The organism is Luteibacter sp. 329MFSha (assembly GCF_900111665.1).
In the GTDB taxonomy this organism is placed as follows: domain Bacteria; phylum Pseudomonadota; class Gammaproteobacteria; order Xanthomonadales; family Rhodanobacteraceae; genus Luteibacter.
In genome coordinates this window covers 1,517,975-1,541,965 of record NZ_FOJE01000001.1, presented here as the reverse complement: position 1 = coordinate 1,541,965, position 23,991 = coordinate 1,517,975, and the positions used below count along the sequence as shown (strand labels likewise).

Genomic DNA, 23,991 nt, shown 5'->3' with positions numbered 1-23,991 from the left:
CGGCGCGGCGTTCGCCTAGCGGCTGTCACCCGTGTCGGGGGCAAGCGTCACCGCCGCGCCGCGACGCAGCGCGAGCGTCTTCGTCCATGCGCCGATCTTCAGACGCGTCGTCTCACCACCGACGCTCCGCACCGTCACCGACGTGACCTTGCCGTCCTTCCACGAGAGATCGACGACGAAGCCGCCGCGCGCGCCGATGCCGGTGACGCTGCCTGCCGCCGCCCATGCCTTCGGCAGCGCCGGCAGCAACGCGATCTCGCCCGGCCACGACTGCACCAGCATTTCCAGCATGGCGGTCGGCGTGCCGTAGTTCGCGTCGATCTGGAACGCGTCGCTGGTCGCGTCGAGGTTGTACATGTCGAACAGGTTCTGCGCGGTGCCGTTGGTCAGGTGATGCGACGACGTCAGATTGATGCGGATGAGGTCGTACGCCTTCTCGGCCTCGCCCAGACGCGCCCAGCACATCGCGCGCCACGCGCAGGCCCAGCCGTAGCCGCCGGTCCCACGCGCCTCCAGCAGCTTCGTCACGCCTGCGATCAACGCGGGCGGGCTGCTGTCCTTGCGGATGCGGTCGCCGGGAAAGAAGCCGATCAACGGCGAGAGGTGGCGGTGCCCCGGCTCGCCCAGATCGTCGGGCGTCATCCATTCCTCGAGCCAGCCGGTCTTGCCGCTCACCCGCGGCAGGTACAGGCGCGACTGGAGTCCGGCGATCGTCGCGGCGTAGCGGGCATCCTTGCCGAGCAGCGCGCTGGCCTGGCGATAGTTTTCGAACAGGTCCCAGACCAGTTCCTGCGAATACGTGTTGCCCTTGGCGTCGGTGGGGCCGTGCTCGGGGGACCAGTCGGCGTCGTCGATCAGTACTTCGCGCATCCGCCCCGTGGCCGGGTCTCGCACGCTGACGGTAAGCAGGCGCGCTTCCCAGAACTCGCAGGCGCCCTTGAGCACGGGGTGGATACGGGCGAGGTATGCCTTGTCGGGCCGGTATTGATAGTGCTGCCACAGGTTGTTGCACAGCCACGCGTTGCCGGCGGGATGCCATCGCCAGCCTCCGCCGCCGTAGATGTTGGTGGAGATGCCGACGGTCCAGCCGGCGATCTTTCCCGAGCTGTTGCGATAGCTGCTGCGTGGATCGTTGAAGTGCTTCTTCGTGATCCGCGTCCATCCTTCGACCTGGCTGAGGCAGTACTCGGTGAAGGGATCGAAGCACGCGGACAGGCCGGCCCTGTCGGGCAGCCAGTAGTTCATCTGGATGTTGATGTCGTTGTGGTAATCGGCCATCCACGCCGACGTGTTGCTGTCGAGCCAGGGGCCTTGCAGCCCGGTGGGCAGGCCGCCTCGCGAACCGGCGATCGTGAGGTAGCGGCCGTATTGCAGATAGGTCGCTTCGAGCTCCGCGTCCGGTGCTGCTCCGCCGGCGTGCGCCTGCAGACGCGACCATGTGTCCATCCCGCGCTGCGCTTCCGTCGACGCGCCCAGATCCACGCGCATGGTGTCGAACAGCGAGCGGTGGTCGGCGACGTGCGTGTGCAACAGCGTGGCGGGTGCCACCAATGCGGCGGCCTTCGCTTTTTGCAGCGCGAGCGTCAGGGGATCGAGCGACCCATCCATGTAGTTCCGCGAAACGTCCGGTGTGTAATTCGTGCCGCCACAGACGATCACCGACAGTGTGGTGCAGTTCTCAAATCGGAGAACTCGCGTATCGGTGCGGATCCGACCGGATGCCGATACCGTGACGCCCGTCGCGTATCGAAGGCCATTCGGCAGAGTGCCGGCGAAATGCGTCGACGCCATGGAGGGCGTTTCGGGCGCCATCCCGACACGCGTGGCGTTCTCGTGCATCCCCCGCAGGTCGATCGATCCGCTGTACGCGCCGCCGCCGCTCTGCGATAGCTGGATCGCGATCATGTCGTCGGGGTGGCTGGCGAAGATAGTCCACGTGTAGGCGACGCCGTCCTTCCGGTACGTGACGCGCAGCGTGCCCTGCCCGAGATCGAGCTCCCGGCGGTAATCGGTGATGTGGGCCGCATCGTGGCCGTCGATCGCGAGATACAGCTTCGCCAGCATCACCAGGCCGCCGAAATGATCGGCGGTGTATTCGAACTGGCCGTCCTCGCCCAACGGCACGTCGCGCTCTCCCAGCCACATCGAGGCGTCGGTGAGGTAGAGGAACGTCGACGCAGGGTCGCCACCGACCAGGGCCCCGAGGCGTCCATTGCCGATCGGCAAGGCTTCGCGTATCGCGTTCGATTCCGGTGCGGGCGTGTCGTAGCGAAGCACGTGTCGCCCCGACGACGCGGGAACGGGACCGGGCGGACGCCGCACCGGCCCGCCGTGCGCGAAGGGGGAGAGCGAAAGCCATGGGAGGGTGGCCGCCGCGATGCCGGTCATGCGCAGGAAACGGCGCCGATCCATCGCCGCGAGGCGCGCCTCGTTCAGGTCCATCCGTCGATCCCCGTCGCTCGTCATAGGCACTGCCAGGCCGTTGAGAACTGATTTGTAAGACAAATCAAGCTAACCCGATGCGATGAGGCTTGTCATGCTGCGGCGCAGCTTGTTGGAACCTCCGAAAAAGCGCAACGATGAATATGTACGACAAATGACGGTGAGCTGCTGACCGCTTTGCGGGACTGAACAACGGAGCTTCGTGGTGCCGTCTTGGGGATCGGCGCCTGTGAGCCTCGGGCGGCAACCGTGTGTGCTCGTTGGGGTGTCCACAAAGTCGGGGAGTGAAAGTCATGCAGCTAACGAAGTTGGCGGTCGCCGTGCGTCGGTCGCTTGTGGCAACGGGTGTCGCCTGGATGGTGGGGTATGGCGCACCGGGGTTTGCGCAGGCGGCGACGGGGGCGGCCCCGGCCGATGCGGCATCGTCCGCGACACCGGCGCAAGCCGCCGGTCCGCAGACGACGAAGGAAGAAGACAAGAAGAAGGTCACCGAACTCGGTGCCGTGGCCGTGACCGGCCAGCTCGCCGCGCTCCAGCGCGCACAGGCGATCAAGCAGGACTCGGTCAACGTCGTCGATTCCATCTCCGCCGAAGAGGCGGGCAAGTTTCCCGATCCGAACGTCGCCGATGCGCTCCAGCGCGTGCCGGGCGTGTCGGTGAACCGCAGCGGCGGTGAGTCGAGCCAGATCGCGGTGCGTGGCTTCGGTCCCGACTTCGTGGCCGTCACGATCAACGGACGCCCGATGGCCACGGCCTCCGGTTCGCGCGCCTTCAACTTCGACGTGCTGCCGTCCGAGATCATCAGCGTCGCGCAGGTCAACAAGACGTCCTCGGCGGACATTTCCGAAGTGGACATCGGCGGCGTCGTGGACATCCAGACGGCGCGTCCGCTCGATTTCGGCGGCTACCACGGCGCCTGGAGCGCCGCGGGCGTGAACAGCAACCTGACCGGCGACTGGAAGGGCAAGACGACGCCGAAAGCTTCGGGCCTGTTCGGCTGGACGAACGCCGACCACACCTTCGGCTGGATGGCCTCGGCCTCGTACTACAAGCGCAAGGACACGCAGCTCAACACGCAGGCGGGTTCGTGGTACGAGAACCAGAACATCTCACAGCTCTCGAACCTGAGCGACCCGCGCTTCACCAACGTGGCGGTGCCCGAAACGCTCTCCAGCAACGTCGTTGACGAGACGCGCGTGCGCAAGGGCGTCAGCGGCGCCATCGACTGGAAGCCGATCGACCAGCTCACCGTGCAGTTCGATTCGCTGTATTCGAGCTACAAGGTGGACCCGTTCATCCACTACTTCGGTGAATACGGCAACACCGGCGACATCCAGTCGCTGACCACCGACGCCAACAACACGGTGACCAGCTTCGTCCGTAACGGCTCGGGCCCGAACGTGATGGCGAACGACTATGTGCAGTCGTACCAGCCCACGTACGAGAAGAGCTACCAGAACGGCCTCAACGTCGCGTTCGACTTCGACCAGTCGACCAAGCTAAGCCTCGACGTCTCCAATTCCAAGGCGTGGAACAAGGAGAGTCCGAACGGCTATTTCCTCGTCGTGGGTACCAAGAATTTCGGAACCAATCCGACCTGGACCAACAACGGCAACGACACGCCGCCTAGCTACTCGAACATCCTGTCGCCCACCAGCCTCGACGGGCTCAAGGCGCACTGCTGCAATGCCGGCTCCGGCAACAACGTGACCGACAAGGTGGACAACTACCAGCTCAAGCTGGACAAGTCGTTCACCGACGGCACGCTCTCCCGCTTGCTGGTGGGCGTGCAGTACACGAAGGACACCGTGAAGCAGACGAGCTGGGGCACGCCGAACAGCATCCTCTGCAACGCTTACTGCGGTTACAACGTGGACGTTCCGCCCGAGGCGATCGGCGCCTACGTCTACACCGCGCCGCCGAAGATCCACGGCGTTTCCTCGCCCGGCCAACCGGAGCAGTGGATCCAGTACGATCCGCGCGCCTATCTGAACTACCTGGCCTCGCCCGCCGCGTACAACCAGCTCCCGGACGACAAGCGCGCCGCGCTGCTCGCCGGCCTGGCCGCCAACGGCGGCACCCTCGATGCCGCCCCGAACCCGGGCAGCTTCAACGAGGTGAGCGAGAAGAAGAAGGCGTTCTTCGCCAAGGCCGTCTTCGAAGGCACGATGTGGGACATGCCCTGGGCGGTGGACGTAGGCGCGCGGTACCTGCATGTCGCCTCGACGTCGACGGCGGTCAACCAACCGCCGATCGCGTACCGCATCGATCCGAACGACACCAGCAACGGTCAGGTGACCCTCGGACCGCTGGCGCCGCAGTCGGATACCGGCGGTTACCACAAGTGGCTGCCGTCGCTGAACTTCAAGTGGAACCTGCTGGAGAACCTGATCTACCGCTTCTCGTGGTCGAAGTCGCTGACGCCGCCGGCGCTCAGCAATCTCTACTACAACCGCAGCTTCGGCACCCGCCCGAACTCGCTGACCATCTCGCAGGGCAATCCGCAGCTGCAGCCGTACACGTCGCGTAACTTCGACATGGGCCTGGAGTGGTACATCAACGACGCGAGCTACATCGCGGTCGAGGGTTTCGTGAAGCGGGTGGGCAACTTCAGCACGATCGTGAGCACGCCGGTGCCGTTCCTGACGAACGAAAACACCGGACAGCCGTTCATCTGGTCGCTGACCCAGCCCATCAACCTGAACTCGTCGAAGATCTACGGCGAGGAAGCCACGTTCAACTACCAGTTCAAGAACGTGCTGCCCGATCCGTTCGACGGCCTGGGCATGGCGGTGAACTACACGCATGTGAAGAGCAGCACCCAGCTCAATCAGGGCGTGATCGCCTCTTCGGGCAAGTTCGCGGTGCCGGGCATCGGCGATTCGGCCAATGCGAGCCTTTATTACGAGAAGGGCCCGGTGCAGGTGCGCGTCGCGTACAACTGGCGCGGCAAGTACCTGGAGAGCATCTCGTACGGTGCGGGCTCGACGCCGGCCACGCGTAGCGCCTATGGCCAGGTGGACCTGAGCGCGAGCTACGACATCAACAAGCACCTGACGGTGTTCGCCTCCGGCACGAACCTCACGCACGAGCACCTGTACGATTATTCGGTGTATCGCAACCGCTTCCTGTACGCCGAAGCCAACGGCACCGTCTACACCGTCGGCCTGCGGGGTACGTTCTGATGCGGCGCGATGTCAGGTTCATGCGAAGCGCGGCTCTCGGGATGCTGGTGTGCGCGGCGGGTATCGCCACCGCGCCGGTGCAGGCGGAGGAGGCCGCGGGTGCGTTGCCGCAGATGGGCTTCAACAACTGGAACTCGACGCACTGCCGCGCCGAGTTCGACGAGGCGATGATCCGCGGCGTGGCCGACAAGGTCATCAGCCTCGGGCTGCGCGATGCCGGCTACACGTACGTCAACATCGACGATTGCTGGGCCAACTGGCAGCGCGACAAGGACGGCCGCCTGCAGCCGAGTCCGAAGCGCTTCCCGAGCGGCATCGCGGCGCTCGCCGACTACATCCACGCGCACGGGCTGAAGTTCGGCCTGTACTCCAGCGCGGGTACGTCCACCTGCGAGCCGCTGCAGGAGAACCGCGGCTTCCCGGGCGGCCTGGGCCACGAGAAGGAGGACGCGAAGTCCTTCGCATCGTGGAAGGTGGATTACCTCAAGTACGACAACTGCAACAACCAGAAGCTCGACGCGCACAAACGCTATACGGACATGGCCGAGGCACTGCGCAACAGCGGCCGCACGATCTTCTTCAGCATGTGCGAATGGGGCGAGAACAAGCCCTGGCTCTGGGCGGGCAAGCCGCCGGTGGACGCCGGTTCCTGGCGTACCACGGGCGACATCAGCGACAACTACGCCTCCATGCTGAAGATCTTCAAGGAGAACGTGGTTCTCGACAAATACGCCAGCCTCGGCCACTGGAACGACCCGGACATGCTCGAGGTCGGTAACGGCGGCATGACCGACGTCGAGTACCGCAGCCACTTCAGCCTCTGGTCGATCATGGCGGCGCCGCTGCTCATCGGCACCGACCTGCGCACCATCAAGCCGGACGCCCTGGCCATCCTGCTCAACAAGGACGTGATCGCCATCGACCAGGATCCGCTTGGCGTGCAGGGTCACCAGGTGCGCGACAAGGATGGCATCCACGTCATCGTCAAGCCGCTCAAGGACGGCGGCCGCGCGGTCGCGGTGTTCAACGAAGGCGACAAGGCGAAGGACGTGACGGTGCCGGCCACCGAGATCGGCCTGAAGGCCGGTGGCAGCTACACGATGCGCGATCTCTGGGCGCATACGGACGCGAAGGGCGATGGCTCGATCAAGACCAGCCTCGCGCCGCATGCGACGGTGATGTACCGCATCAGTCAGTGACGAACCGGTGCCGGCCGGGCCAGGCCCGGCCGGCACCCCAGCACAAGTCAGGACCGGGTGGGAGCCGATCGCATCGGCGATCCCGCGCCAGCGGGCAACGTGCGAGAGGCGCGGCCACCTCTCTCAGGCCGCGGCTTCCTTCGTCGGCGCATCGACCAGCCCGGAAACACCGCTCGTCACCGGACGATGCCCCACGCCCTGCGCCTCCCATTCCGAGACAGGCACGGGTCGATAGTCCTCGGTGAACGCCACCTCGCCCAGACGCCAACCCGCCGGGCGTCGCACGGCACCCCAGAAGCGCTTCAGCGCGTTCCAGTGCAGTCCGATCAGGCCATGGTTGTTGTCGTCGTCGACCATCGGATCGCCCACGCCCGTAGGGCGCACCGGCTCGCCATACAGGGCGGTACCGAACACCACGTCCCAGAGGGAAAACACCTGGCCGAAGTTGCAGTCGTGCAATCCGGGCCGGTCGGGATCGACCAGCATGTGGTGCAGGCGATGGAAGGGCGGGTCGACGAAGACGCGACCGAGCACCCGGCCGAAGTGGATGCGCACGTTCGCGTGCGAGAAGTTCTGCACCAGCTCGCCGAGCAGCATCAGCCACGCGAATTCGTCGGGCTCCACGCCCATCACGATCCCCACGGTCGCGAGGATGATCGACTGGATGAAACCGTCGACGGGACTGCCCCGGTCGTTCGTCCAGCAGCTCATCTGCCGCGTGCTGTGATGCATGCTGTGCAGCGCCCACCACCACGGCAGCGCGTGCTGCAGGCGATGCATCCAGTAATAGACCAGGTCGTAGACCAGGTAATAGATGCCGAACAGCACATACGGATGCTGTTTCAGCACGGGAAACCAGTGTGTGAGCGCGAGAGGCGACGCGCTGGCGTCGGAGGGGCCGGTATCCACGCCTCCGATCCAATTCGCGAGTGGCGTGAGAATGAGGAAGCTGAAGAGCGGAAAGATGCCGACCAGCATCATCACCGTATAGGTGAAGTCCACGCGGGTGAGCTTGCGGTCCTTCCAGCGCTCGGCGGGCACCCAGCTTTCGAGGGGGCGAAAGACGAAGCCGATGATGCACAGCTGCAGCGTCGCGATCAGGAGCGCCGCGGCGATGTCCTTCGGATCGCCCGCCAGACGCCCCAGGTGCAGGACGTCAAGGACCGGCACGACCGCGTGCGCGCTGAACCAGTCGACCAGATGGGACCAAAGCTGAAGCATCGCGGCACCGTAACAGCGTGAGGCGGCGCGCCCGTGAGGGCACGCCGGTTCGCGACCAGCCTGAACCAACCGGGTTTCGCGGCGCTTTCGGCCGTGTCGGAGGTTCCCGAGCACGATACCTACTATCGGGAGTCGCGCGACCCGGCGCCAGAACGCTGGTTTCAGATGTCGCAAATTGCGCATGCCGACCTGGATTCTTGCGCCATGCTATGGGGCCCCGGCACCGGAGCTCGCGGATGCGTGTTGCACGGAGTCTCAAGATCGCGGCGGTCATCCTGTCACATGCCGGGACAGCCGCTTGTACGCTGCCCATGGGTCACGTGTCGGCAATACGCATCCAGCGTGTCGAGTGGAGCGCGGTCGACAAAGGCGGCCTGCGGGGCGATTGCTGCAGTCGGATGGAATGGATGCGTGTCGATTTCGTGTCCGACATGGATTACGCACGCGTTGCCAGGCGAGACATCCACAGCTACATCTACTATGGCTGGTGTCCCATCGACATCGACCACCGGCTCGGGGTGGCGCGGCTCCTGACTGAAAACGGTCCGCTGGATGAAAAAACGGCCGTCGTTCCGACCTCGAGCGATGCCGGACATCCGCTGTATGCCTACCATGGTTTTTTCCCGGTGTCGGTGCCGGCACGCCGCTACGTAAGGCCCGGAGAAGGTGACGGGGCCTATGACTTGCGGCAGGCGAAGCAGGACTTCTGCATCGCCGTGGCTGGCGGCAAGATGTGGACCGGTCGGCATGGTCAGTCGACGGGCGGGGTCGTACCGAAGGCTGCGCTGAACAACGCGACGCACGCCAGCAGGAGAGAGTAGGGCAGCCATGCTGCCCTGCGGGACGGAAGGCCTCTATCGCACCATGACAGGGCCGGCCGCCTGTTGCGCCTGGTCTTGCTGCTGCGTTTGCTGTTGCTGGGCCATCGCCTGCTGCTGGGCGCCGTTTTGCACATGCATCGCCGCTTCCTGACTGCTCTGTGCGAGCGGGGTCTGGATGGCCTGCATCACATCAACCTCGGTGTACTTCTTGAAAGGCGAGTTCAAGTCGCCCTGCACGGCCCATCCCCGGCTTGCATCGTCGTTTAAGACCACGTGGTCGACGCGATTGAGTCCGGCTGCTGTCGCAGCAGAAGTCAGAGCGCCCGCGAAGTTCTGGGTCATAAGGCCCGGTGCGCGGCCCTGCTGCTCATCAAGTCGTGCTACGCACGCATGAGCCTGTTCGTACATGCCGTGGGCCGGGTGACGGGCATCAAGGAGGTTGGAGGCGGCGAACGCCTCAGCAGGCGCCTTGGCTGCCTGGATGGCGGCGAGGGTGACCGGCCCGGCGACCCCATCCGGGGTGAGTTGATGGTCCCTCTGAAATTGCCGCACCGCCGCCTCGGTTCCGGGGCCGAAGGCGTGGTCGGCAGCGAGGGGCCGACCGTGACCGTCGGTGTAGCCGAGAGCGCCAAGCTGAGTTTGAAGGGCGCCGACGGCATCCGATTGGTCGTGTAGGCGAAGGCTTGTTCCGTGCCCGTGGTGCGCACCCTTGTGAGGACTGTTGCCCATCGTTTGCAGCTGTTCAAGCGAGATGGAACCCTCTTTTACCCCCTGTATGAGCTCGGGGGTAATGAGGGTCGCCCACAGTTTGGAGCGGTCGATGCGCGCATCCGCCCCGTTTTCACCGCCGTTGATGGCGAAGCCGGCCGCATAGGCATCCGTGCGGTCAGCCTCGGGTACCCTGTCTTTCCAGTAGGCAATGGCAAGCGCTGCCGCCATTTCCGGGTCGGCAGCGAGCTCCGGATGATTCTTGAGATCCACCCCGAACTTTTGGCCAAAGTGCTCGTAGTTGTCTCGGCCCGTGTACTGGAAGTACCCGCGCCCGTGGAAAACCCAACCGTCTCCGGGGTTGGTGTTTCCGAGGTCAGCCCGGTTGTCGTAGAGAATGTGGGCCATCTGCTCCGGGTCACCGCTGTCGATGGCGGCCTGGATCTCCTCCCGCGTGTTTCGCGTGCCGGCACTCTTTACGGCGCCGACGACCTGCTCGACGCTGCGATAGCCGAGCCCCTCGTTCATGGTGGTGAAGCTGCCGGTTTCCACAGACGCGTTGCCCATCACATTGGCCAACTCATCAGGGGACGTGACGCCGGCTTCAACGAAGCGCTTGAACAGAAGAGCGGAACTGGCATTGAACTGCGGCATGGGCGACCCCTAGTGAACGACGGAGCGGTGGGTACGAAGGGAGTCACGGATGACTTTTGGCGAAAACGCATCCACCGTCAGCCACGGCAGGGTCCCGGGGTAATCCAGCACCGATTTCGACACGATGACGCCCGACTCGCCGTTTTCCACGGTCGTTGCCTCGACATGTTGCAGGTGCCAGGCGCGCTTTTGTCCATCCCATGCAAATGCGTAAGTGGTGCCGCCGCGTTGCAGTTCGTTGAAGTAGGTCACCGACGTCGAGTCGACCGTCAGGTTGCGGGTCAGCGCCATGGGGCCAGCATTCTTGGCCGACTCGTTGTATCGGCAATCGACGACCTCTCCGTTCTTGGCCGTCACGGCGTAGGTGGCGTCAATAGCGCGCAGCAGCCACAGTTCACAGGCGTTACCGGTCAAGGGGTCAGGCTCCGCGTGACGCACGACAAGAGCGCCGCCCGCATTTTCAGCACCGAACGGATTGACAGGGATGAAGGCAAGCACCGTGTCGGCGGGAGCCATCAACACTTGGACGTTTGCCGGAACGTGGTCGGAATTGGCCGCCCTCGCAAACGGGGCAAGGACGCCAGATAGCGCCAAGGCAGCGGTAACGGCCAAGGCAGAAACGCGCCCTATGCCGTTGCTGTTGGAGACCGGATGGTGAGACTGAAACCCTGGGCGGTGAATGGTCATCTAGACTCCTCGTTCTGACCGGTCATGCCATGGCTCAATCCATGGCCGCAGCCAAGGTTAACCCGCTTGGCAGATCCGAGGTGCGGGCGGTGCTGGAGAAGTCGGGCAAGCTCACTTCGCCCATTGCTCATTGTGCTGGCACCATGGCTGGAGGCCCTCGTGGATGGGTGTCCACATCGAAATCGAACCTCAAAAACGCAATCGGGCCAAGAGGTGAGTCTTGGCCCGAGCGTCGAGATGGTGGAGGTGGCGGGACAAATCCGGCGGATTCAGGCAAGTGCCTGATTTCCCTGCATTGGCCCAGGGCCAGTGCCTCGAAACTGTCCCACCCGTGGTACCTGGGCTGTGACCTTAGTTTTGATCGTTTCCGGTCTGCGGGCAACCCTATATTGCCTAGGGCACCAAGTCGGTCATTCGGGTTGCCGGAGCCCGCCCCGGCGCTGGGGATGGATAACGGCGGTCACGCTATCCCAGACAGGTTCATGGCGACTTTTAACCCTAGAAGGAGTAGATGCCGCAATTGTGTAGGCGCTCCCTGACAGACGCAGCAAGACTACCAACGCGATGATTGGTGAATCCGGTATGCCTGCCGGAGCGTCCTGAGGGGGAATCATCATGGCAGCAAAGAAGGGGGCGGTGGCCGAGGACACCGTTGCACCGCGTGCGCGGATGCACAAACTCACCATCCGGAATTTCCGGGCAATCGGCAAGCAGCCGGTTGAGATTGAACTTGACGACATCGTGGTTCTTGTCGGCGCCAACAACACCGGCAAGAGCTCCATCCTTCGAGCCTATGAGCTGGTCATGGAGGTGGGCAAGAAGGGAGAGATGGCCCTCGACGATTTCCCGGGAGGCACCATCCCGGAAGGCGGCCTTGCCGATGACGAGCTGCCTACAATCGAACTCGAAACCGTTCTCTATGAGGACAGCAAGCCGCCGGCCGAAAAATGGATAGCGACCAAGGAGAACGGAGACCGCCATGTTCGTGAGCGGTGGGTATGGAAGGCCCCCGGGAAACCCGAAAAGCGCGGCTTTGACGTCGAGGCTGGTGAATGGGACCCAGAGCATGGCCCTTGGGGTGTTGCCTCGGTCGCTCAGTTCAATCGTCCCGCAGCACACCGCATTGAAGCGTTCGACGACCCTAAAAAGCAGGCAGAGGCAATCATCGAACTTCTTGTTGAGGCGACGAAGCAGCGCGTCAAGGAGCTCACGGAAGCTCAGGGAGAGGAGGGCGCCTATAGCAAGCTTTTAGAGGGGGTCGCGGAGTTGCAGCGTACCGTTGCAAAGGAGGCTCTGGAGGCCGTTGAGTCAGTCCGCGACGAGTTGGGGAAGGCCATGGCCCACGTCTTTCCCAATTACAGCATCACCCTCGACGCAAGGCCCGAAGACGACCTCAACAAGGTCATCTCCCTGTTTAAGGCGCCGCCTACCCTTCGCATGGGGCCGACCGATGGTCACCAGTCAGACTTGGAGCGGCAGGGAAGCGGCACCAGACGCACCCTTATGTGGAACGCGCTTCGCATCCTGGCCGACCACCGAGGTGGAAAGGCCGACAAAGCGACCGACCGACCAAACGTTCTTCTCCTCGACGAGCCCGAACTGTGTCTGCATCCGGCAGCCGTCCGTGATGCTTGCAATGTTCTTTACTCTCTTCCGGAGGGAAAGACCTGGCAGGTGATGGTGACCACGCACTCGCCTGCCTTTATAGACCTGTCCCGTAACAACACGTCCATCGTCCGGGTCGAGCGGGCGGAAAACGGCACGGTGTCTGGCACAACCATATTCCGGCCGGAGAAAGCAAAGCTCAGCGACGACGACAAAGAGCGTCTGAAGCTCCTCAATATGTATGACCCTTACGTGGCCGAGTTCTTCTTTGGCGGTCGGACCGTCATCGTAGAAGGTGACACCGAATACACGGCCTTCCGAGAAGTGATTGCGGAGTTCCCCGACAAGTTCCGGAATGTCCACGTCATCCGAGCGCGTGGGAAATTCACCATCGTGGCGCTGTGCAAAATCCTGAATCAGTTCAATTGCCCGTATGCGGTTCTCCACGATGCCGACACCCAGTACGTCAAGGGGAAGGCGGCGGAAGAGAAAAGGAGGAATTCCGCTTGGTCTGCCAACTCCCAAATCCTCGCTGAGACGGCCAAGGCACCGGCCGGACGTGTGCGCCTTGCGGCGTCGGTGCACACGTTCGAGGTCGGCATGTTTGGTGAAATCGTGGCTGGTGAGAAGCCCTACAGCGCATGGGTCAAGGTCAAGGAGGATGCTGAGTCAAAACAGCGCATTGTTGACCTGCTCGATTTCCTGGTAGGAAACTCAGAAAAGTGTCCAGACGGTGCCTTGGCCTGGACCGACGAGGCTGCGCTGGCGGCTGCCGTCGCGCCGTATGAACCGGCCTGAGGGTGTGGTTTCGATGGGCCATGTGGCGCTGTCGCAGGTCGCTCTAGCGGGCTGGGTCCCTCCAACGTGTCCGGGCCCGCCGAGCGGCTTTCTTCACCGCCGGCTACCCGGTACTGTTCCTGTTTTGGCTCTGACGTCTTTGGGCGGGGCCAGCGCAGGAGTTGACCGACGTGATTGCAAAACAGGTTCGCAGGGGCTCACCGAGCCCCGATTTTGCGAACGCCGCCAGCGAGTATGCAATGGCGGATGAGGCTGCCCGGGGGGCCGTCTTCACCCGGCGTGAGGTCGTCGACCTCATTTTGGACCTGGTTGGCTATACGGCCGACCTGGACCTGTCGCACATGCGTCTGTTGGAGCCGGCCGCAGGACATGGTGATTTCCTTATCCCGGCCGTGGAGCGTCTGATTGAATCCTACAGGCGGAAGGCCGGGGGTCTTAGCGGTATCGCCGAGGCTCTGTCGGGGTCGTTCCTCGCATTTGAGGTCAACCCCGATGCGTTGGGCGAGGCCACCCGGCAGGTGGTCGAGAAGCTTACGGCGGAAGGCGTTGCCCGGAACGAAGCCGGTTCTCTGGCCAAGCGCTGGCTCGCTGTGGGTGACTTCCTGACAGCTGACATTGCGGGTTCCTTTACTCATGTGGTCGGTAACCCGCCATACGTCAGACAGGAAGCCATTCCCGGTCCACTTCTGGCCCATTACCGGGAACGGTACCCGACCATGTTCGACCGGGCCGACCTGTACATCCCCTTTTTCGAGCGCTCCTTCGAGCTCCTTGCCCCCGGCGGCAGCCTTGGCTTCATCTGCACCGACCGCTGGACGAAAAACCGGTATGGCGGCCCGCTGAGGCAGCTGATATCCGAGCACATGGAACTGCGCCATTTTGTCGACCTTGTCGGCACTCAGCCATTCACCACCGAGGTGATGACCTATCCAGCCATCACCGTCATCGAGCGACCGGCGAAGAAGGCAAAGAACGGGACCGAGACCCGCGTTTCCATCCGGCCAGAGATTGATGCTGATGGGCTTCGCCAGCTTGCGCGGGACATGCGTTCGGTCAAGATTCCGAAGAAGTCCTCGGTTATTGGGATGCTGGGCGTCGTCAATGGACGCGAACCCTGGGTCATCGGCGAGCCTGGGCGGCTCGACCTTGTCCGTCGGCTTGAATCGACCCTTCCCACCCTTGCCGAGGCGGGATGCAAGGTAGGCATCGGTGTGGCGACTGGGGCCGATGCGGTTTACATCCAACCCCTGGCCGAGCTGGATGTCGAACCGTCGCGGAAGCTGCCCTTGGTTCAGTCGGGAGACCTGGTCAATGGCGGGATTACCTGGCGGGGGGCTGGTGTGCTCAACCCATTCGGAGAGGATGGCAAGGTCGTGGACCTCGCCGCATTCCCCCGGTTTGCTAAGTACATTGAAGCTCATGCGGAAGCCATCTCCCGCAGGAACGTAGCCAAGAAGAACAAGGCGGGCTGGTTCCGCACCATTGACCGCATATATCCCGAGCTTGTTGGCCAGCCGAAACTGTTGATTCCCGACATCAAGGGAGGCGCACACATCACTTTTGATGAGGGCAAGTATTACCCCCACCACAACCTGTATTTCATTACCTCGGACGACTGGGACCTGCGTGCATTGCAGGCCGTCCTCCTTTCAGGCATTGCCACCCTGTTCGTTGCCACCTACTCGACCACGATGAGGGGTGGGTATCTGCGCTTTCAGGCGCAGTACCTCCGTCGTATTCGGGTGCCCTTATGGGAGACGGTGCCGGACCACCTTCGGAAGGCGCTTCACGACGCCGGTGTTGAGCAGGACCGAACGGCCGCCAACGCCTCGACGGCTGAGCTGTACGGTGTGACTGTCGGCGAGCTCGAAGCCATCTCCAATTCATACAAAGCAAAGGATGCAAAGCGATGACGCTGGACCTCGCTGATTTTGAAAACAGGGCCCGTGAGGCGGTCAAAGCCTTTTGGACGGGTCGGTCTGCGGCCATCCAAAAGCAGCTTGAAGCCGGAGTTGAGGGGCAGGGCGGACGTGCCGCCGTTGTGGGCGGAAAGAACATGGATGGATTCCTTCTGCTCATCCAAGAGATTGTCCGCGCCAACGGCCTGGGACGCGCCCAGATTCTTTTGAAGAAGGGTGTGGTGACGCTGCCTGGCTACTTCCGGCCCACGAAAATGTGGGACCTACTGGTCGTCAACGATGGCCGGCTGGTTGCCGCGCTCGAACTCAAAAGCCAGGTCGGCTCTTTTGGCAATAACTTCAACAACCGGACTGAAGAAGCCATAGGTACGGCACACGACTTCTGGACGGCGTATAGGGAGGGCGCGCTAGGCGACCAAGCGCCGCCCTTTGTTGGGTGGCTGATGCTGGTGGAAGACTCTCAGGGCTCGTCCACACCCGTGCGGGACAAGTCCCCACACTTTCCGGTGTTCCCCGAATTTCAAGGGGCGTCTTACGCCAAGCGCTACGAAATTCTCTGCCGCCGACTGGTACAGGAAAAGCTTTATTCCCAGGCGGCTTTGATGCTTTCTCCCGAAACAGCCGGTGAGGATGGCGCATATTCGAGCCTATCCGACATAACTAGTTTGCGGAATTTTGTGGCCGCGTTTGCTGCCCACTGCGCGGCGGAAGCCGCCCGCTGAATACAGAATTCATACACACCAAACTTCGGCCGAATAGGTGTAGGGTCTTTCTGACAGACAACAGCGCGGCTTCCCCGCAAGATTGGGTCACAATCAAATCAGGGGAAAAAATGAAGCCGCCGCTGTTCTTCTATCCGCTGTTCCTCCTTGGGTATGCCCTGTTTCTTATCGTCTGGTGGTGGGTCTCGGTAGCCCTGACTCATCCGTGGCCAGCGTCAGCGTTGGGCCTGGGGTACGGAGTTCTTTTTGCCTTTCCTTGCGCGCTAATTGGCGGATGGTTCATCGGAAGGGCAGCTCAGTCCAAACGTCAAAATAGGCTTTATTGGACAGCTCTGGTGATAGCCGTGTTCGGAGGAATCGCTGCTTGGCTCGGGGCCACGCTGACTTGAGTGGACGCCGCGTCGGTCAAGTATTTTTAGTCTGACCACCAAGCCAGTGGCGCCCGAGGAATCCGGCGATGAACGCAAGGATGATGAATGCAGAGCCGATATTCGATAGTGTATTCATGGTAATTCTCTTGATGGGGTATTCAGATCTAACTGAGTTTTCATTCCTGTCAATAGGGTTCTAAAAAGATTTTGCGAGGTGAGAGCGCGTCTTAGTGTTCGGCTTTGCCCAACACGACACTAAAGCGTTGCAGGCCCCGTTCCGCTCCGCTCCGTGACCCGCCCAGGAGCAGAAAAGCCTTCAATGCAGGGGCGCCGTCAACCCGGCGCCCCTTTCTTTTGGGTGAAGGACTGCGCGCTCCGCGCTGATTCCCTCAATTCATTTGGACGTCCAAACGCTTGACAGACGGCCATCCTCTGCTTTGATGGGGCGAGCCGGGCACCCGCCCGCGCGACAAATTGCCCAGCCAAGGATGGCCATGACCCAGACCACCAGCCCCACCCCCGCGAAACATGCCCGCCCGCATCTTGAGACCCACAACCGTGCCGCAGGCCATTCAGCCGTGGCGGGCGCCGCCTATCGCCTCGGGCTAAAGCTGACGGATGAGCTCACGGGCAAGACCCACGATTTCCGGAAACGCAAAGTCGGAGAGGAAATCGTCCGCGCCGTCACGGTGGCGCCCGCCGGCGCCCCATCATGGGCCACCGACCCGCAGCAGCTCTGGAACCGGGTCGAAGCCTCGGAAAACAGGAAAGACGCCCAGGTCGCGCGGGACTACCGCGTGCCCATCCCCCGTGGCCTGACGGATGAGCAAGCGGGAGATCTCGCGGTCGACCTCGCAGAACACATCCGGGACGCCCTGGGTGTTCCCGTCTCTGTCGGCCTGCACCGCGATGCCGACCGGGATGCCCTCGGCAACGTCAAACCGGACCATCTCCAGGGGTTCCACGCACATCTGTATTTCCCCACTCGTCCGTTGGCCGTTGGCGCTGGGGCAGGGGGCGGAGAGGGTGGCAGTGACAACGGTCATGGCTTCGGGCCGAAGCTCGCCATGCTGTCCAACAAACGGCAGTCAGCCGAATGGGTTGAGTCCTTTAATCAGGCATGGGGAGAGCTGTCCAACGACTACCTGGCGGCGGCCGGCCTGCCGCCGGTCTTCGACCACCGCAGCTATGCCCGCCAAGGTGTGGAAGCGCTGCCCCAGCCGAAGATGGGCCAGGCCGCGACCGCTATGGAACGGAAGGGCATCAGTACTGCACGGGGTGATGTCCTGCGTGAGGCCTTGGCGATGGCCGAAGTCCACCGCCGGGTCCGGACGGCGACCGCCACGGCAGCCGCAACGGCATCACTGGCCGGCGCGCCCCTTTCGGCCATCAAGCCGGCTGTGGCGAGCGGCACGACACAGCGCATTCCCGTCCAGATTCCTGCCGCTGTTCCGGCGCCGGGAAGGGCACCAAAGCGAAGCACACCGAGGGACGTCGAACCACGCCGGGTACGGACCGGCGTCCGCATCAGGGCCGGTGGTGGTGCCGTGGGCATCAAGACGTCTCTGGCGCAGAAGGTCGCGGCCGCAGGGACATCGCCCACGACTGAGGCTGAGCGGTTGGCATTAGAACGGGCCATTGAATTTGCAGCCATCCTCGATGCCGTCCTGCAAACCTACAGTGCGCAGCTGAAAGAGCACGCCCACCTTGTCGAACAAGCCCGCCGTGCGCAGCAGCATGCGCTGGAACTGTCACACCGGATTGAAGACAGCCGGAAGAAACGCGAGCGCGCCCGTCAGGCCGCGCGGGACCTTGCCACCATGCATCCTGTCCGCATGCGCCTGTCGAATGCAGGTTTTCCGGTGAAAGACCCCCGTCTTGCCAAACTGGCGCTTGCCCAAAAGCACGACCAGCATGTCCAGGAAGACAAACGCGCACATCGAACTCTGAGGGTGCAGGAAGGTGTGGCGTGGGAAGCGGTCAAGGCCGCGCGCGCCGAGCTCGACCGTCGGAAGGCCGCGTTGCACGAGACCGTGGTCAACCTTTCCCACGAGAACCTGCCGGCGCTCCAGCAGGTCATCGGGTTCCTGCCCGAAGATGCAGCAGGGTGGGTGCGTGAGGCCACGGAGGTGACGCTGGCGGCGGTGGACGCGAAACCGGACGAGACGGCGCCGGAACCCCTTGCAGCCATCCCCCGTACGGGACCGAGGCCCAGGCCGTCGACACCATGAGGTCCGAGGGGAGGAGGGGGAGTTTCACTGGTTGCCTACACATCGGTCGCCAACCTTCGGATGCCGGACGTTACGCCATCCCCCGACGCCCGGCCTTACTGCCGCCCCTGTCATCAGCAGGGGCGGCTTTTTATTGGGCCGCCCCCGTGGGGGTCAAAAAGACAATCGTCCCTTCCGGACAAGCTTCTGGAGGGCCTTGATGTCATCAGGGGTGAGGTCGAAGGTCATCTCCTGGGAGCAGTTCCGGAGGACCGTCAGTCGCTCGCCTTCGAGCGCCCGGGATGTTCCAACGTCGGTAAGGAGCGGGGCATCCCCTCGGGCAGCCAGAATCGCCCCTGAGTCTTCGACAGCGAGGTACCGGATGCCGTCGTGGCAGAAGCGGAAACACTCAACCACGGGCTTTCCTTGCCCAGTCCGCTGCCGCCGACAGGTAGACAGCCATACATCGCACTGCTGCCTCCACTGGCCCCGCAGGCGGTCGACATCCGGCCGCAGGACCTTGGCGTGCCGCCGCAGCCAGCGCTCGAAGGCTTCCGCCTCGCCGCCCTTGAGGCTGGCAAGGAACACCTGCCGGGTCTGCGCCTTCGTGTCTTCCCCGCACCACTGCCGGTGGAGGGCTTCGGGTACATCAATGACGGACAGCGTAGCGTTGGTCAGTCCCGTGTGGTGGGTCTCGGTGACCGTCTGCGACCAGCCACCCGAACCCTCGTACGTCCGGCCGTTGAATGCGCCGCCCGGCCCGATGCTCCCGAAAGTTCGGGCCGGCGCGCCGTCGTGGTGGACCCGCCTTGCTTCGACATAGGTCTGCGGCTTGAAGTCGAAGGCGAGTCGACCGAAGGGAATGGCATAAGTTCTGGCCTCCCCCCTCGGCATCACCCGCAAGCACTGTGCGTCGTTATCGAGCCATGCTTCGACTGTCTTGCCCTTGAACGACGGGCGGTTCGGGAGAGCGATATGTGCACGCCAGACCATGGCGACCAGGAACAGGAAGACCACAGCGCCGCCAAGGGCGAGCTGGATGGGTGTAATAGGCATGGCGAGGTCCGTTTGGCCTGGGAGGGGCGACGTTACTGGTGCTGGTAGCTCGAATAGCTGGTGTACCGGCCGGCTTTGTCAAAGTTGACGCCTGTGTACTCGACCGAAGACGTCGTGCCCTTCCCGATGAAGCCGCCCACGATGGGAATCATGGATTTTCCGTCCGTCTGCACCGACGAAAACTGGTAGCCAAGGGTCGTGCTGCCGTCGGGATGCCGGCTGACCGATTGCGGCTGACCGAGGAGCCGCTCGGCATCATCAATGGTCGAGACACCGGGCTTGAGCTGGTCGAGCTTTGACGTGTCCATGCGAGCGCCCTGCGTCGCGCACCCGGCGAGCAGGAGGGCAAGGGTCGGAATCAAAAAGCGCTTCATTGTGGTCCCCTGTGAATGACGCCGGGCGGGGTGCCGCCCGCTGCCCGGCGGCCCGGTGAGGGCCGGGCGGGAGGCATTAACGCATATTTGGAAAGCGTATAAATGAAAATCGACTAAACGGGATGCGGTTTTAGGTTGCGAGGCCACCGACACGGGGCAATGCGCCATGAGCCGACAAACGCCAAAGCCGGAACCGGAAGACCAGGACAGCCCCGACCGGAAGACGCTCTACCAGACCCGGCACCGCATCTTCGGCGAGTTGCTCCGGGATGTGCGACTGCGGGCGGGACTGACCCAGCTTGAGCTTGTCGACATGCTGGGCAAGGCCCAGACTTTTGCCAGTGAGGCCGAGCGGGCGATGCGCCGGCTGGATGTCGTGCAGATTGAAGACTGGGCTGAGGCGTGCGGGACAAGTCTCGAAGCCCTCATGGCCGAATATGCTGCCCGCCAGCTCGACGAGAAGTTCGCCCAGCCGACAGAACCCGATGGCCGGAAGCGTGAGGCCAAGCGACTCTGACGTCTTCCGTCCGGCCCGTTTAAACGCACGCCCTGGCGTTGCTCGGAGCTCTACACAACACGTTTTCGTGTCCTTGTACCGGTTCTCATCCGGCGCGGCTTGCCTTCATAGCGGCCTCGGTCAAGACATCCACGTTCCCGGCCGCGCGAATCTTCGGCATGCAGCCAAGGTGAGCAGCCTGCACTGCAAACAGCGCATGGTTCGCCTCCACGCTGTTGGCCATCTCGGCCAGAAGAGTGGCACCCAGACCGGCGAGGCCATTGGAAATGCGGACAATCTGGCAAAGGAACGAATCTGGCAGTCCCCGGTGGAGGGTCGACAGCGCAGAGATGCCGCTGTGGATGAACGAATTCAGCGGCTTGAGGTTGCTCTGCTCGAACTCCCGCAACTGGATACCAACGAGGGGATGGGCGGTCTTTTGGAGAGCCGTGAGCATCTCATTGACGGTTTTGCCGGGCGGCTCGACCGGCCGGTTGTCTTTCAACACGACCGTTGCGGCCTTTCCTATCCATTCGTCGGTGGCTGCATAGTTCACCCAGAACCCTTTTACTGTCGCCTCAAATTGAAGGCGGAGCAGGGGAATGGCAGAGTGGGTCAGCCGTCCTGCCATAAGACAACGGAAGGCAAAGGCGTGCTGCTGCGCAAGCTCCAGGAAGATTGTGCTCACCTTGCCCCGGGCCGTTCCATCATGATGGCATCCCTCCAGCGCCTCCCAAAGCTCCGCATGCAGCTGGTGAGACTCTTCGATGAGCGCCTCTAGTTCTTCCATGAGCACGGTTACTCCCGGATTTCCTCTGGGCCCGAATCGGCGACCGCCGGCATTCGGAATGGGCTGATGGCGGGGTCCGGCTGTCCGAACTCTATTTCGAGGTCATCGTCGTCGCGTCCCTCTCCGGGGACCACGGTCACTGTCTTTATCATCTGGCCGCGATGAAGGAAGCGAAGAAAATCCTGTTGCCAGTTCGGCGGAGGAGGCGGGTCTCCCGGCGAGCTATCCAAGGGTGTCACCCCACGGGAAGGGATACCGGCCAGTGTTTCGAGTACCTGACGAGATGATATTTTCACCTTGTTCCCCGAAATGGTAATGCCACCGTGGATGCCAAAGAGAAGGTTGTCTTTGTTGAGGCGGTGCACTGCATTGGTAGCGCTGATACAAGGCCTAGGGATGTTTTCAACCATCGCTTGGAGATGTTTCAGCAACGCCGCACCCAGCTCTTCGTCCATCGGAGGCCGCCGTTGGTCCTTCGTCGGTCGCCGATAGAAAAGTTGCGGATGAATGGAAACGGTACTCACCCCATTGCGGTATGACTCCACCACCGGGAGCAATAGGACCGCGTCGACAGTGGACCTCTGAGCCAGGAAGTGTTCCACGATGGCGGCAGTGCTGAAGTGGCCTCCCATCGGCGAGTGCTCCTTGAGCGTCTTGCAGTCACCATCGCAAACGACAACGATTCGGACACCATCCTCCGGCGCCGCCCTAAGCTGGTCCGCCTTGGATTTAAGAGCGGACGCCAAAGGGTTTCTGTCGATGGAGTAGGAGACTTCGTACGAGGGCCGGCTGAGCGAGAACCACATCTGGGCCGGGTTGTAACTGACGGTGAGCTCCGCGTCCGGGCGTCTTATCTCGATTGACGTCGCAGTGGCCGGGTTCTTGCCTGCGTTGGTGAGGAATTGTCCGAGTTCCGATTTCACGAGCGCGGGAACATTGCCTTTGGAGGGGAGGCTCAAAACCATGGCAGCATCGCGGTAGGGGCCGACCGTTTGTCCATGTACACGCACGGCAAGTCGGTCAGGATTCACCCCTTTCTTGCGCGCAACCCGTACCAGCTGCTCACAGAAAAAATCGACAGGATTCTTTCCGTCCAGCCCTACGTCCGACACGCAGGTGATGTCTCCGATGACTTCGAACTTTTTTCCTGAAACGGTCAGGTCCATGGAGAAGTCTGGTTTCTGACCGTCGGAAAGTGGCACTTCGTGGCGGATGGGGCCAAGTCGGGCAAGCGCATCCAGGATGACCACCTCCCAGAGTTTGATGAGGCGGTCTGCGCCGGGACGGTTCAGCCCATTGACCCATTTTCTGAGCTCGCTCACCGACGCGACGCCGGACAAGCGTTCAATGCATCCCTGGACATGGCGGCGGGTAAACAGAAGGTCGTGCATCTCCATCATCCTTGCCTGACGTTCCCATTCGTACCAGAGGAACCCGATTCGTCAAGTCGACAGGACCTCCGCGTAAGAGGCGTGCAATGGTCCAGTTCCCACCTGCAAGCCTCTCAGGGGATTTTTGCGGGTGCCTTCGGCAGCGGCCCCCGCTTGGGTTTGGGTGCTTTCCCTGCCGCCACGAGGAGTTCGTTCGACCGCCGACGCACCCCCTCATGTCTGAGGTAGTCGTCAAACCTGCCGCGTTCGTAGGGCACGACATCGAGCTCAGGGAAAGGCAGGCGGTCAAGCTCCAGGAGAACGTCGAGCGGTGTGACCTTGTCTTCATAGTGGTCTTCGGAGACCTGGTCGCCGCTGGGGTTGACCCCAGGACGTGATTTCCCACTGTGTCCAAGCAGAGCCCGGCGGATGGATGCCGGCGTCCGCGCATTCCTCATCAGGGTGGCAATGGTGTGTCGGAAACAGTGAAAGGTGACCTCCTTGTCCAAAATTCCCCAGTCCGTCCTTAGGCTTCCGTTGAACCAGTCCTCAATCGTCGCCCCTGGTCGCCCCTCGCCCGTCCGAAGTCCGGGAAACAGGTCCCTCTCACCAAATGCATCGAGGTCCTGAAGGTATTTTTCGAATCCCAAAGCGAGGACCCGCTTTGGAACGGGGACGACGCGGACCGCGTTTTTTCCCTTCCGCTTCTTACCCCGTCCGAGGTACATGCAAAGGACGTCGTGGACAACACCGTCACGGTCGGGCATCCGCTCGACGCGGATATCCGACCGTTTGAGCTGTCCGATTTCGTTGGAGCGCGAACCCGTGAACGCAGGAATCAGATGGCCGAAGAATTTCCAGGGCGCATTGGCCACCGCCATCTCCTCTTTCTGGAACGGACGTTGCCATTCCGGGTTGTTGAACGAACGCTTGGTGTGGGTTCTCTTGTCACCGAAGCGCTTTCGCCGGTTGATGAGCAGCACGGGGTTGTCGTCGCAGCGCTTCCATTTGACGAGCCGGTTGAAGAAGGCCGACAGGTGCTGCACGTACTTTTCTTGCGTGCTCACGGCAATTGCGGGCAGCTTCTTTTTCCGGGCGTGCATAACCAGTTCGGCTGGCGTCATCTTGTCGACACCCTCGATGAATTGCCGGTTGACCGGCCAGGCAGCCAGGGCATCGAGGAAACGTTCCATGTCGACGACGCCGACCTGCCTTGCGTTCTTGTTGCCATTGACCGAGATAAACAGGTCAAGACAGATGTCGATGGCCTGTTCGGTCGAGTCCGCCTCGTCCTTTCGGTACTGGAGCATGTGGATGTTTTTGAGGCCCTGGAGGTCGTGGGGCAGTTCGTCCTCGGCTGGGG

17 protein-coding genes are annotated in these 23,991 nt (G+C 62.6%); 8 read left to right on the top strand and 9 right to left on the bottom strand.

Translation table 11 applies throughout. The features are described 5' to 3' along the window. Positions 1-15 precede the first annotated feature (15 nt). Positions 16-2,442, bottom strand: coding sequence for a glycosyl hydrolase family 95 catalytic domain-containing protein (locus tag BMW54_RS06785; RefSeq protein ID WP_090054047.1), 2,427 nt, complete (start codon positions 2,440-2,442; stop codon positions 16-18). 293 nt (positions 2,443-2,735) lie between these two features. Here BMW54_RS06785 and BMW54_RS06780 point away from each other — a divergent pair, with 293 nt between their 5' ends. Further along, positions 2,736-5,627 (top strand): TonB-dependent receptor, encoded by a 2,892-nt coding sequence (locus BMW54_RS06780; RefSeq protein ID WP_090054045.1) that lies wholly within the window; start codon positions 2,736-2,738, stop codon positions 5,625-5,627. A gap of 20 nt (positions 5,628-5,647) precedes the next feature. Then, a complete protein-coding gene (locus BMW54_RS06775) occupies positions 5,648-6,826 on the top strand; it encodes a glycoside hydrolase family 27 protein (protein WP_254779123.1) in 1,179 nt (392 codons plus the stop codon). A gap of 123 nt (positions 6,827-6,949) precedes the next feature. On the opposite strand, the gene BMW54_RS06770 is transcribed toward BMW54_RS06775, so the two are convergent. Beyond that, complete coding sequence (locus BMW54_RS06770) at positions 6,950-8,047, bottom strand: sterol desaturase family protein (RefSeq protein ID WP_090054041.1); 1,098 nt, start codon at positions 8,045-8,047, stop codon at positions 6,950-6,952. A 236-nt stretch (positions 8,048-8,283) separates the two neighbouring features. On the opposite strand from BMW54_RS06770, the gene BMW54_RS06765 reads away from it, so the two are divergent. Further along, on the top strand, positions 8,284-8,868 hold the full coding sequence (locus BMW54_RS06765) for a hypothetical protein (RefSeq protein ID WP_090054039.1): 585 nt from the start codon (positions 8,284-8,286) through the stop codon (positions 8,866-8,868). Between the two features lie 33 nt (positions 8,869-8,901). On the opposite strand, the gene BMW54_RS06760 is transcribed toward BMW54_RS06765, so the two are convergent. Then, the gene (locus BMW54_RS06760; RefSeq protein ID WP_090054037.1) at positions 8,902-10,230 is read right to left on the bottom strand and encodes an XVIPCD domain-containing protein; all 1,329 of its coding nucleotides are present in this window, start codon (positions 10,228-10,230) and stop codon (positions 8,902-8,904) included. A gap of 9 nt (positions 10,231-10,239) precedes the next feature. Continuing rightward, a complete protein-coding gene (locus BMW54_RS06755; protein ID WP_090054035.1) occupies positions 10,240-10,917 on the bottom strand; it encodes a hypothetical protein in 678 nt (225 codons plus the stop codon). A gap of 615 nt (positions 10,918-11,532) precedes the next feature. Between BMW54_RS06755 and BMW54_RS06750 the strand changes: the two genes are divergently transcribed. The 4 genes from BMW54_RS06750 (at position 11,533) to BMW54_RS06735 (ending at position 18,563) form a co-directional block, all read left to right on the top strand. Continuing rightward, positions 11,533-13,320 carry an ATP-dependent nuclease gene (locus BMW54_RS06750; protein ID WP_090054033.1) on the top strand — a complete coding sequence of 596 codons (1,788 nt, stop codon included), beginning with the start codon at positions 11,533-11,535 and terminating at the stop codon, positions 13,318-13,320. Positions 13,321-13,490: 170 nt separating this feature from the next. Beyond that, on the top strand, positions 13,491-15,233 hold the full coding sequence (locus BMW54_RS06745; protein ID WP_254779119.1) for an Eco57I restriction-modification methylase domain-containing protein: 1,743 nt from the start codon (positions 13,491-13,493) through the stop codon (positions 15,231-15,233). After that, positions 15,230-15,961: a PaeR7I family type II restriction endonuclease gene (locus tag BMW54_RS06740; RefSeq protein WP_090054029.1), complete on the top strand. Its 732-nt coding sequence runs from the start codon at positions 15,230-15,232 to the stop codon at positions 15,959-15,961. The genes BMW54_RS06745 and BMW54_RS06740 overlap by 4 nt, the downstream gene beginning before the upstream one ends. Positions 15,962-16,826: 865 nt before the next feature. Then, positions 16,827-18,563, top strand: coding sequence for a MobA/MobL family protein (locus BMW54_RS06735; protein ID WP_175472796.1), 1,737 nt, complete (start codon positions 16,827-16,829; stop codon positions 18,561-18,563). A 153-nt stretch (positions 18,564-18,716) separates the two neighbouring features. On the opposite strand, the gene BMW54_RS06730 is transcribed toward BMW54_RS06735, so the two are convergent. Both BMW54_RS06730 and BMW54_RS06725 read right to left on the bottom strand, forming a co-directional pair. Beyond that, positions 18,717-19,598, bottom strand: a complete 882-nt coding sequence (locus BMW54_RS06730; RefSeq protein WP_090054025.1) for a hypothetical protein — start codon at positions 19,596-19,598, stop codon at positions 18,717-18,719. Positions 19,599-19,630: 32 nt separating this feature from the next. After that, positions 19,631-19,972, bottom strand: coding sequence for a hypothetical protein (locus BMW54_RS06725; RefSeq protein ID WP_090054023.1), 342 nt, complete (start codon positions 19,970-19,972; stop codon positions 19,631-19,633). Between the two features lie 166 nt (positions 19,973-20,138). Between BMW54_RS06725 and BMW54_RS06720 the strand changes: the two genes are divergently transcribed. Beyond that, the gene (locus BMW54_RS06720) at positions 20,139-20,489 is read left to right on the top strand and encodes a helix-turn-helix domain-containing protein (RefSeq protein ID WP_090054022.1); all 351 of its coding nucleotides are present in this window, start codon (positions 20,139-20,141) and stop codon (positions 20,487-20,489) included. Between the two features lie 85 nt (positions 20,490-20,574). Here BMW54_RS06720 and BMW54_RS06715 read toward each other — a convergent pair whose 3' ends face one another. From BMW54_RS06715 to BMW54_RS06705, 3 genes are all read right to left on the bottom strand, one after another. After that, positions 20,575-21,258, bottom strand: coding sequence for a DUF6988 family protein (locus BMW54_RS06715; RefSeq protein WP_139206059.1), 684 nt, complete (start codon positions 21,256-21,258; stop codon positions 20,575-20,577). Positions 21,259-21,266: 8 nt separating this feature from the next. Further along, a complete protein-coding gene (locus tag BMW54_RS06710; RefSeq protein ID WP_090054018.1) occupies positions 21,267-22,649 on the bottom strand; it encodes a hypothetical protein in 1,383 nt (460 codons plus the stop codon). A gap of 113 nt (positions 22,650-22,762) precedes the next feature. Beyond that, a complete protein-coding gene (locus tag BMW54_RS06705) occupies positions 22,763-23,938 on the bottom strand; it encodes a site-specific integrase (RefSeq protein WP_175472795.1) in 1,176 nt (391 codons plus the stop codon). Positions 23,939-23,991 lie beyond the last annotated feature (53 nt).